Here is an 11,042-nt window from a genome sequence, read left to right as displayed (position 1 = left end):
AAGCGCAGCATCCCGCTCCTGGAATGCATAGGAGCAGGAATAGCGATCAACGATGTTGCGGGGGGTGCTGGTGTAGTGAGAAATCAGGACGGCGAGATCACGCCAGCCGGAGCCGCGCCCTATCTGACGTTTCCCAGTATAACTTCAGTCTTGGCGATAATCTGGGTGATGTCGCGGCCTTTGATCTTCCTGAAAATCTCAAAAGGCAGACCACACATCATGGCGAGGATTCGCATGGTGCGGTCGATCTCACCCTTGGCCGCTTCTTCCACATCGATCATCTGGCCAACATCTGGCTCGGTGAAAGTAAGGTCGGTGATTTTACCGCCGTTCTGATCGTCGACAGGCACAAGCAGGGTATGCGGGATGGTCAGTTCGTTTTCCATTGAAGTACCACGGTCTGATCGAAACAATTACGCGCCAAGCGCGCGGCGAACATCGGCGAAGAGATCGGTCCCGCCGGTGCGCAAGACGCGCTCCCAGAAGTCGATGTACCAAAGCTCCTCACCATTCAGGTGAAACTCATAATGCGTGACTTCCTTGAAGGCGTGGGTGCATCCGAGGAAATCTTCCGGGCTAGCCTCATCCGGCGTCCATTCGGTTATTGCGCCTTCAATGATGGCGCGCGCCGGGACAACCAGCCCGGATTTTTTATCTTTGACCGCCGCAGCAAAGACCCATCGATCGACATCACCAAGGCCACGGAAAATATCCCCGTCAAAACCTTTGAGTTCCATGGCAGGCTCCGGCGCTTCAATGCGGGGGAGCGCGAAATCGACGGCCATCACGCCGCCACCCGGGTTGTGGTTGGCAGTTGCAAATTTGATTGGCGGAATGGTGAGTTTCGAAATTGTGGTTGCGCGGGAGGAACCCGCCTGTTCGGCCCGGCGCACGTCCACGGCAACCAGAGTGTAAAGAGGCTGCATTGCAATACCTTTCTATGGATGAATGCTGATAGTCGATCAGGCCGTGGCGTTGAGCCGGGCGACGATTTCGGAAACCAGAGCCTCGATAGCCGGGCGGTAGCGGCGAACTTCGTGGTTGGCGAGCTTGAACGCTGGCGCTGGCTCAATGCCGATATTGACCGTCAGATGGCCAAGCCGGATTTGCTCGGGGCTGTTGCGATCTGGCATGAACTGAATATTCGAACCGAGAATGTCGTTCGCTGCCTTGTGGTCGCGCAGCATGAACTTGAGCGAGTTGAGCCACGCTTCCGTCATATCGGCTGTGATTTTCTGGCCGAGGAACTGGCGGGTGATTTGCGCCATCTTTACGGTCAGATAATCAGCCCCACGCACCTGGTGAATCTGTTTCCACAGTTCGCCCGTATCGGTGTTGTCGGTGCCGATGAAAACAAAACCGCCATCGGCTGCAGCGCCATCGACGCCGGTTTCGCCGCGCACCACAATCGATACGTCGCTCTCCAGCAACATCTGGCCTTCGGTCGATCCGTCGAACAATGAGAACGGCATATTGCGGGACAGCCCTGCAAGTCCCTGAATGGGGCGATTGGCAATGGGGTCGAATGGCTTGCCGCCGTGGGCATTATCGACAGATACGAACAAGCCAATCACACGTGGCCCCATGGGGCGGGTGACAATATCTGTTCCCTCAAAGACCCGAGCGGCGATACCGATGGGCATGAGACGCTGCGAACTCATGGTTTCACGCGCGCTGGCAGATGCTTCTTTCGTGGACGAATCCACATCAACGGGCGAAATGGCAAGCAATTGCTCACAAGCTGCCGGCAGTGCAGCCACAACGGGGTTGACCGTATCCTCGTCGGGCCTCCACTCGGTGCGTCCTGCCCATATCAGACGAGGCGTGGCATTGATCGCAGACGGGATATCACCGACCGATTCCAGAATATCAACGATGGCTGCTGCGGTCTCTGCGTCGTCTTCGCCTTCCGCAACGCGAACAACGGTGACGTCCGCACCGATATTCAGTCCGGTAAGCTGGGCGTTGATCCCCTTGACTGCATCGGCCAAGGCACCGGTCCCCAGTGCTTCAACCGCGTCCGTTTCGCCGGAGGAAAAGCGAACCGGCGTTTCCAGCGGGAACTCGGAATTGGAAGCACCTTCCGAGGTTTCAATAAGAAGAATCTTCGAGAAATCGGCACCTGTTGCCGGGATCGGCTCATCATTGGGCCGCGTGAAAGTCATGCCGAAAGTCGGTGTCGACATCGGTTCTTCTCCTGAATTGTAAGTGATTGCCCAGCCACGGGCAGATTAGGCAAAGAAAAAGCCGCCCGTAGGCGGCTGATGTATGAGGGTGAGGGCGGTTAGAGTTCGGCGTCGGCCTGCCACGAGAAAGAGTGGAATGTCGTTGCCGTTTCGGCGCTCCCAACAATAAAATGAGTTGTGGACGCTGCTATTACAGATGCAGAACCGTTTGTCCTATTGATGACGACGGTCGTCGTATTTCGTTTTCTTACTGCAAAGGGGGTGGTGTTCCTTTGCAAAGCTATCCCTGAACTTCCCGGTTGCGTCCATTGAACATCACCGCTCGATACTTCGAAGTATCTTTGACACAGCGCCAATTCCTGCTGGATATGGCGCGGCGAGAAAGGGTCGTCTTCGGCGGTGGCGTCTCCTTCGACAAGGGACACGTGGGCGTAATGAACTGTGTACTCCGAACTGGCGGGCGATCTTAACTGGATTTGGAGATAGTCCCCTCCGCTGGTTCCAAAAGTCTTTCCTGCGACGGAAGGGATTTCAAATACTTTTGTTATTTTATGCCACTCCCCGCCGGGGATCGTCTCACTTTGTATTGGTAGCTGCTCTTCTGCGGAAGGTGTCCCACCTGTACCGTAGCCCATAAACAGCGCCATATCTATTTGAAATGGTCCGTCGTAAGTGTAGGCATAGAATGTAAGCGTGACTTTCTTATTTGAGAACTGGCGCACCCCTTCAACACGTTGCTGAATACATGGTTTATTTGCCGATGCTGCCGCCATTGATAAAGCAAGGTTATATGACGGCGCGTTTTGGAAAGCGTCTAACGCCATATCGACTTGTTGTACTGCCCCGGTGCCACCATTAAAATTAACATACCACCTGTCGGCGCTCCTATACCCATTTGCGTTTTGCAAATTGCCACGCTGCCAGATATCAAAGTTGCCATTGATGATCTTATTACGAAACGCCCCAAGGTCCGCCGTGATACCCCGCCCACGAACCGCCTGCGATAGGTCGAAAGCCTTACTCATTTGAGAGCGCCTCCTTCTGCGCAGGTTACGAGGTCGATGCGACCGGCGGCCAATACAGGTCGTCGGTGTAATCGGCAGGGATTTCCGCCGCGTCTTTCAGCGTGCGGGCCGCGAAGATGTGCGCCTGCTTGTGCGCCATAGCCGCCTGACCGAAGGCGAACATGGTCGGGGCGTCCATCGGATGCGTGCTGTTGTCGGCGGCGATCCAGACGAAATCCGTATCGCCACCATGCCAGCGCATATCGCCAGCCTGCACCCCGTTCATTATCGCGGCGAGCGATGCGGTTGCCGCCCCGGCAATGTTCTCCCGATCTTCCGACCGGGTTTGGTATACGACGCCACCAAAAGAAAAACCGCCGTCAATGCGGCGGTCTCTTTCCCGGTCAACGTCCGCCGATGTAGGCGGCGGCGGTGAATACGGCAAGATCGTGTTCCCGTCAGCCTCCCATTCGGCAAGCATGACGCGGTGGCGATTGACCATGTCGTCTGGCACTGTCATTTCCACGCCGTCGATCACCGCGACGATGGAGCCGTGTTCGGTGTATTTTGCGTTCTTGATCATGATTAAAGCTCCGCGTCTAAACCAAAAAGCCTGTCATATACAGCTACATTACCTGATGCAGACGGGGATAAGGCTATGATTATATCACTATGGCTAGCATACATATTTATCACAGCAGTAACCCCGCCAGATCTCCCCGGCTGCAACAGAACAGACGTTGGTTCAGCCCTCATGATAACAGGCAGCGGTATACGCATCTGGGCATCAAACCCACTGCCAACATATGTGGCGTATTGGGTCCATATGGTTTGGTAGTACCTTTGACAAAGGGCTATTTCTTGCTGAATGTGGCGCGGTGAGAACGGATCATCTTCGGCAGTGGCATCGCCTTCGACAAGCGAAATGTGGGCAAGGTAAAAGTTGCCTGATTGATGACCCAACCCATCCGTTCTGCCGTCGAAATTACTTCCGGCATCGAACCAGAAGACAACATCAAGACAGTCATCACCATTAGTTCCTAGTGTCTTACCCTTTGTTGAGGGTATATCTACGACGACCGAGAATTTACCATCTATCAGCTTATCGCCTAGTGATAGCTTCTGTGCGCCTATACCGACTACGGGGGCGGAAGAAGATCCACCAGTACCAAACCACTGTCTAAGTTCAACAGAGATAAATTTCCCTACGACGTCTGCCGCTGCATAGAATGTTAATGTGGCGCGTTTTCCCGCTAATGTGTGGACATCCTCTATCCGTTGCGTCTTGGCAACGTAATTGTTATCCCCGACAACAGACGTTACTTGGGTTAATGAAAAGCGTCTGAAAATTGTCTCATCGGAACCAGATAGCGTTCCTATCTGGTGCAATTTCGTGCTTCCAATATTCTGGTTAGCCCACCTGTCATCAGACCCATAACCACTAGAGGTTTGTGTAAAGCCGCGTTGCGTAACGCTGAAATCACCATTGATGATTTTATTGCGGAAGCCAGAAAGAACGTCCACGCCAATATTAGCACGAGCCTGTCCTTTTTCGGCGGCGGTGTGATCTTGATCGGCATCGACACGGACTGCCTTGTCTGTGAGAGCGCTGTCGATCTTCTCATTCACCTGTTCCTTGGTGTCATAGTCGGTCGCATCTATTGCCTGATAGGCCCAATACTTCCACTCGTCGCCTTCGGTTGCACCGGGGATGGTGATCGTCGGGTCTTCCGATACGAAGTCGCCACGGCTTTCATAGAGCAAGACGCCGTTGAGCCAGAGCATGACGAAGCGGAATCCGCCTGCAATGGTGATCTCGCCGTCCGGGTCTGCGCCGAACACACCTTCGTCAAAGCGTAGACCGCCGATAGATGCGGTGACGGTCGGCACGAAGCCAACGCCGTCAAAGACGCGAACAACATTTCCGTCCCACCAAAGCTGCCCGATATGGGGATCGGTCGGCTCGACGATAGGCTCGGCGATCATTGTGCGAGCGACAGCGAGAACGCCCTCGTTCTCGGTAAGGATTCCCTGTGAGGCGTTCTTCGCCGCGATGGATTCATCACGGGCGTTCTCGGAACCGATGCGAGCCGCCTGCGACTCCCCGGCACTGTTGGCCGATGCGGTTGCGGCACCTTCCGCCGCAGCCTTTGCGGTCAAGGTCTGGTCTACGTAGGCACGCTGCAACATCGTTGCGGCAGGGAGTGCCGTGATAACCCAATCGTTGAATGGGCCGCCCGGTCCCGTCACCTGCTCAAGATGGAGCGAAAGAGCGCCAGTCAGCCGGTCGAAAGAATTGACCTTGGCGACAGACCAGTTGTTGGTTGTGGACGCACGCGACAGAGCAACATACGGCGTTACCGCGAAGAACTCTCGGTCTTCTGCCGCGACTGTCAGGTTAATCGTGCCGCCATTGGACAGGCTGGCGCTCGTGTTCGAATACGAGATCACCGTGCCGCCGGTAACCTTCTGTTCGAACCGCGTTAGCTTCTCGGTAATCGAAGCGGTACTGTCGTTGAGAATTTCATCGGCCTGCGCCACGATAGGCGCAAGTTCCTGCTCAATGACGGTCAGACCGCGAGCGATAATGGCGTCGGACACTTCGCGCTGAATACCAAGCTGCTCTTCGAGAGGGGCGAGTCTTGCCTGAATAGCATCGATCAAACCGTCCCAAAGCCGATCACTCCACCCTTGTTTGTTTTGGCTTGAAAGGAAGCTAGACAGGTCAGACATTTCACACCGCCTCGTAATTCTTCACTGCGTCTTTGTCCTGCTCAATCAGCACGGCGAGGGCATCGCCTTTCAATCGCGTGCTGTTGGAGGGGTTGATAACCAAGCGGCCAACCTTGATGCTCTTGGCGAGGCTGACCTTGTATAGCTTGGCGGGATCGATTTTCGGGGTAGCCATCTGGCCTTGCTCCTATGAAAAAGCCCTACCGTTTCGGGCAGGGCTTGTTACTGGTGAATGTCCGTCAGGCTCTTACGGGTACGACACGCTCGTCGCCGCAGACACAAGGAATACGGCCAGTGCAGAGGTTGTGTCGTAGGTCGTCTTGCGCTTCCACGATGTGACCGACGAACCGAGAGTCCATGAACACACCCGGCGGATAGAGCCGTCTGCCTGCACCTCGTCCGACACGGCGGTCGGCTGCGTTTCCGTCGCGTAGTCGGCCCCGGTCAGCAGCGTGCAGGACAGGTCGTGGATGGTTTCATCGTAATGCTCAAGGATGAGTATTTCGATGACTTCCGTGACTGCCCCCGGTGCCTCTCGTGCCGCCGTGATATGCACGCCGTCGGTACGTGGCCGGGAAACCGTGACGCTCGACTGCGACAGGTTGATACCCGGCATGAGTTCCGTCGTGCCAAGCATGACCATGCGAGCGTTGATGTTCGCTGGCAGGTTAAACAGCGGAGAACCGCCGCTCGCGACCCCTTGCACTGTGTGCCATGCGGAGCCGATCTGAACCTCGTACGAGATTTCGCAACCGTCCGGCACGACCTGCTTCGTCAGCAGATCGATAGCGCAGATACCGCCTGACAGGTTCCAAGCGCCGAGGTTTACAGTAACACGCGGTGCGCTGAACTCTGCGACCAGAAGTTCGAAGCAGGCATCGAGTGTGATGCTGCCCTGCGACCAGAGGCCATCCGTCGAGACGAAGAACGAACCCTGCGCATACTTGTTGTCTTCGGCCATCGCCAGCCAGTGGTTACCGGAGGTGATGACGAACCAGCCGTAACGCTTGCCACCCTCAAGGAATACCGGATCGAGCGCAAACTTGGTAGCAACCGGATGAACCTTCAGGTTTTCGGAGGTCACAGTCGTGACAGCAAGACAGCTTCCATAGTTCGGGGAGCCGTTCTCGAACACCTCACAGAGGCCAAAGCGGACATCACCGCCGCCAGCATCAACGCGGCTGAAATACAGGTTGAACCCTGTCACCCAACCGGAGCGCGGCATCATGAAGGTATTGCCTGCCACCTGTCCGGTGTAGGACGCCTGCACGACGGTTGCCGCCCAATACGGTTCTTCATAGCTGTCGTAGAAAATCTGCCTCGCCCGCATGAGGTAGTGGTTAGGGTCCGTCCCCTGTGTGAACTCGACGTTATATTCCGACCCGTCATTCTGGTAGAAGATGCCTAGGGTCTGGTCATACCGGCCAGTAGCCCACCAAGCGGCGTTCGTGCACACGAGGAACGGATCGCCATAGCGGATACGCGTTTTCGAGATCGTGTTCAGCCTGTACTCGATGGTCTGCGAGCCGCCGTTGGCAAGCGCGTGTTCCGTCGAGCGCTCGGTGATCGAGATCAGGTTGTTCTCGGTATAGCGCGGCAGAACCATGCCGCCCTGCGAAACCTGAATGCTCGTATCGGACGGAGTCAGCAGGCTAAGGCCAATCGTCTGCGCGTTGTCGTCAGCAAAGCGAATACCTTCTTCGACCTTCGTCACGCTCTCGATATGCTCAAGGTCGCTATCCGATGTGTCGAGGAAATAGTCCGACTTCGAATAGGACTTCCCTTCCGGCATACCGGTCTGCTCGGCAACACGAGCAAGCTGCTCCAGCAAATAAATCTGCATCTGCTTCGACAACTTGTCGGCGTTAGAAGCAACCAGCTTCGACACGTCCGTCTTGAGCCCTTCGACAACCGGCTGCGTATCGTCCATCCAGTTCTCGACCACCTGAACGCGGTCATCGAGGTAGCGGAGGGTCGTGAGGCGGTTGTCAAAATTCTGTTCGACGTTGACAATTTCGGTCGAGGATAGTGTCACCCATGCGATGACGGTATTTGCACTTTCGACAACCGGCTTGACCGGAGACGGTGCCTGATCGCCAAGCTGGATTGCTACCGTTGCTTTGCGCCATTCGATTGTCGCGGTCGGCTGCGGGTCAACCTGCGGAGGGTAGACCGAACCATTCACAACGAAGTCGCGAGGTTCGGTGCCATCGCTGGCCGTTTGCGACTGCAACAGGATCGCGACAATGCGGCGGTTGCCGGATGTTGGCATTTGCGCCAGCAGGTTCAGAACCGTGGGGTTCGTGTCGCCAGTATAAAGCTTCGCATCCTTGAACAGAATGATCGGAGCCTCGACGGTGACCTGCGTGGTCCCGGTCTTTGCGACTGTCGCGCCAGAGTAGCAGGCGTCAAGCTGCCCGCTGACCGCCGCTTCAATGAGAGTATCCAGAGCGGCGCGAGGGAACTCTGCCAAGTTCTGGAAATCCGAAAGCGTCACGTTCTGGTTAGCGGATAGACGTGCGATCTTCATAGTGCTGTCCTCTCAATGGGAACCATGCCGCTCCATGGCTGGACGGCTGAGAAACTAAGGTCGTTAATCGACATGGGCCGGTAGGTGGCCGTCGTGAACCAAATCTGGTCACGCAGAGAACGCGATTTAAAAATCGCTTCTCCCACGTCATTGATGCGGGCGGTCTGCAATCCGATGTGGCTTTCACCGACATACCCCCGGTCAGCGTAGAACCATGTTCCCTCGCGGCGGTATGTGGCTTTCACTCGAAGCAGGGCGGTGTATGGAGTCAGCGTGATGTAGCTGTAGCCAATGAACGGAGAGAACAGGCCAGCCGGTGGGCCGACATGTGCCTTGTCATCATCGAGCAAGCGCCAGCGATCATAGATGTACTGCGCCGCAACATCGGAATAAGCGTAGGCGAAGTTCACGCCTGTCTTGCATTCCAGCGCGCCGAACGGCTCAAGGAACCGTGCGGTGTGTTGCTGATAGACACGCTCCGGTGCAATATTCAGCGCCTCGACGCTCTCAATGCCATCCGGTATTTGCCCCGTTCCGAACGTGCCGTCCTGACCAATGGTGATCAGGCGGCCACGATTCTTTTCGGCGATGTATGACAGGCCAGCGAAAGAATGATCGGCCACCACATCGTAGCCGGTTGTCTCGGCAGGGATCGCGAAGGTGGTCACTTCGATAGGAACGTCGCTGCCCCATGTGCGAAGCTGGTCGAACGATCTGATTTCCGTTTCGACTCCATCCTCGACAAGCGTAGCCCTGCGCCCGTAATAACGGGCGGCTTCATTCTCCAAAGCGAAGAACTCACCGATGTAACCCGGCACAGGCCGCAGACCTTCACCGGCTGCATACGCCGGTCGATCGCCCGGTATGCTGTACGGGTAAAGGCGAAGTTCCGGGAACTGCGCCCGCCAATCTTCCAGCATGTCCGGCGAATAATCTGCCAGATACATGCCGACCGGCGGAATGATCGCGTCGTAGATCTCGGCGTCCACATACCGGAGATACTTATTGATCCCCGGCAGCGTGCCTTTCAGGCCCTTCATGCCGTAGATCTCGGCGGTGATGCGGCGCTTCTTCCATTCGGGCCAAGCCTCCCGCCAGAGATCGACGCCGCGCCCCCACGCTAAAAACGGAAGATGCGAAACCGAACATCGGTAGGGATCACGCACCCGGCGAATAGCGTCGACATCAACTGAGACAATCGACGGTATGATGGAATCCACCAATGCCTTTTCAAACGGCCCAGCCTCGGGAGGCAACAGGTCAATTGAAAAGGTCATGGCGATAGGTCCACTATGATTTCGGGAACATAGATAAAGTCGAATGGTCCCGGTTCGACATCGAACGCGGGTTCGAGAACTTCAACTTTTTCGACAGGGTTATTCTGCCGCGCCCCTGAAATGATGCCATCAGTACGCAGGGCCGTGCCAATTGAGGATCGCTCGGATATATAAGACTGGATGCCCTCGCGGGCCTTCGTCACAAGGGCGCTCGCATCGGGGCCGGATTCAACCCGTATCCGCACATGGATGGTTTGATAGACGATCCTGGCAGACCGGACATAGACATTGTCAGTCAGAGGCCGTGTCTTTTTGGGTGACAGAGCCGTATACACCTTTTCGATGACAGCTTGGTCGACCGCGCCGTCGCCATTCCGCCCCAGCAATATTATGTCAACACGATTGTCCTGACCGCGAACCGCACGCGCCTGCCTGATACTGGCGTCTGCCGACAGTGAAAAATATTCGTATGCCCCTTCTGGTCCGGCTGCGGCATAGCCTTCCGGGGCAAGCTGACGACGCAACTTGAAATCTGGGTCGCTCTCCATGACCGCTGGCGACGTATCGGTTGCCGGCGTCACCGTCAGGCGCTCCATATTAAAGTCGGCTGCAAAATTATCGAGGTTGCTGCCTGATGTTGTCGCCAGCATCAGAGCTTTGGCGGCGTCGTTTATCTCCTGGAGAACATTCAGGACTGCATAGGACCCAACTTCCAGAACGATCTTTCCGGGGTCGGTTTCGAGAAACTCAACATCATATGCTGGTAAATCGGGGTTTTCTTCCCTGCGTTCCGCCCAGATCACCTGAAACCGAGAAACCAATATGGACAATATGGCTTCATAGTCTAGATTCTGGATAACGTCGGGGAATGGCAGGCGGGCGAGATTGATTGCAGGCAACTTGTTCATGCTGCCGTTCCCACACTGAAAGACCCGTTCGTCAGGCCGATGTTAAAATTGACTACGCGCTCAACGCGAAAGTCGCCCAGATGTCCCCGAGGTCGATAATCCGCCTCAATGATAATGCCTGCGTGACCCAGCCGCAGTTCTTCCGCCGAACCTGAAACGAGTATTTGTCGAACTGCAAACCGTGGCTCCCAAAGATCAATGGCGGTAGCTATCAGCGACTGGAATGCCGCGAAAAGAGCAGGGGTCATTTTCCGCCCCAGCAATTCTATGATGCCCGCGCCGAATTCACGTCGCATGAGGCGAGAGCCTATTCTCGTCGCCAGAATGACCTCGACACCCTGGTAGGCGGATTCCAGATTGCTGATGACCTTGCCTGTGCGGCGATCAATTCCAGCCATGATAAT

The 11,042-nt window shown here is 55.9% G+C and carries 11 protein-coding genes; all 11 read right to left on the bottom strand.

The window, feature by feature from the left end; genetic code table 11:
• Positions 1–119: 119 nt before the first annotated feature.
• The 11 genes from FG152_RS09665 to FG152_RS09615 all read right to left on the bottom strand — a co-directional run bounded on the left by FG152_RS09665 (position 120) and on the right by FG152_RS09615 (position 11,036).
• Positions 120–386, bottom strand: coding sequence for a phage tail assembly protein (locus FG152_RS09665; RefSeq protein ID WP_498986200.1), 267 nt, complete (start codon positions 384–386; stop codon positions 120–122).
• 27 nt (positions 387–413) lie between these two features.
• Positions 414–926 (bottom strand): phage major tail tube protein, encoded by a 513-nt coding sequence (locus FG152_RS09660; protein WP_498986196.1) that lies wholly within the window; start codon positions 924–926, stop codon positions 414–416.
• 36 nt (positions 927–962) lie between these two features.
• Positions 963–2,186 (bottom strand): phage tail sheath protein, encoded by a 1,224-nt coding sequence (locus FG152_RS09655; protein WP_498986193.1) that lies wholly within the window; start codon positions 2,184–2,186, stop codon positions 963–965.
• A gap of 98 nt (positions 2,187–2,284) precedes the next feature.
• Positions 2,285–3,211, bottom strand: a complete 927-nt coding sequence (locus FG152_RS09650; RefSeq protein ID WP_498986190.1) for a hypothetical protein — start codon at positions 3,209–3,211, stop codon at positions 2,285–2,287.
• 25 nt (positions 3,212–3,236) lie between these two features.
• The gene (locus tag FG152_RS09645) at positions 3,237–3,773 is read right to left on the bottom strand and encodes a DUF4376 domain-containing protein (protein ID WP_498986187.1); all 537 of its coding nucleotides are present in this window, start codon (positions 3,771–3,773) and stop codon (positions 3,237–3,239) included.
• A gap of 2 nt (positions 3,774–3,775) precedes the next feature.
• On the bottom strand, positions 3,776–5,923 hold the full coding sequence (locus tag FG152_RS09640; RefSeq protein ID WP_498986184.1) for a hypothetical protein: 2,148 nt from the start codon (positions 5,921–5,923) through the stop codon (positions 3,776–3,778).
• Between the two features lies 1 nt (position 5,924).
• Complete coding sequence (locus FG152_RS09635; RefSeq protein ID WP_498986181.1) at positions 5,925–6,098, bottom strand: hypothetical protein; 174 nt, start codon at positions 6,096–6,098, stop codon at positions 5,925–5,927.
• 72 nt (positions 6,099–6,170) lie between these two features.
• The gene (locus FG152_RS09630) at positions 6,171–8,453 is read right to left on the bottom strand and encodes a hypothetical protein (RefSeq protein ID WP_498986179.1); all 2,283 of its coding nucleotides are present in this window, start codon (positions 8,451–8,453) and stop codon (positions 6,171–6,173) included.
• Positions 8,450–9,730 carry a phage tail protein I gene (locus FG152_RS09625; protein WP_498986175.1) on the bottom strand — a complete coding sequence of 427 codons (1,281 nt, stop codon included), beginning with the start codon at positions 9,728–9,730 and terminating at the stop codon, positions 8,450–8,452. Before FG152_RS09625 ends, FG152_RS09630 begins: the two co-directional genes overlap by 4 nt.
• Positions 9,727–10,638 carry a baseplate assembly protein gene (locus FG152_RS09620; protein ID WP_498986173.1) on the bottom strand — a complete coding sequence of 304 codons (912 nt, stop codon included), beginning with the start codon at positions 10,636–10,638 and terminating at the stop codon, positions 9,727–9,729. The genes FG152_RS09625 and FG152_RS09620 overlap by 4 nt, the downstream gene beginning before the upstream one ends.
• On the bottom strand, positions 10,635–11,036 hold the full coding sequence (locus FG152_RS09615) for a GPW/gp25 family protein (RefSeq protein WP_498986169.1): 402 nt from the start codon (positions 11,034–11,036) through the stop codon (positions 10,635–10,637). Before FG152_RS09615 ends, FG152_RS09620 begins: the two co-directional genes overlap by 4 nt.
• Positions 11,037–11,042 lie beyond the last annotated feature (6 nt).

Source organism: Ochrobactrum sp. XJ1, assembly GCF_024701725.1.
Lineage (GTDB): Bacteria > Pseudomonadota > Alphaproteobacteria > Rhizobiales > Rhizobiaceae > Brucella > Brucella anthropi.
The sequence above is the reverse complement of the archived record's forward strand: the minus strand, read 5'-3'. Positions and strand labels throughout refer to the sequence as shown.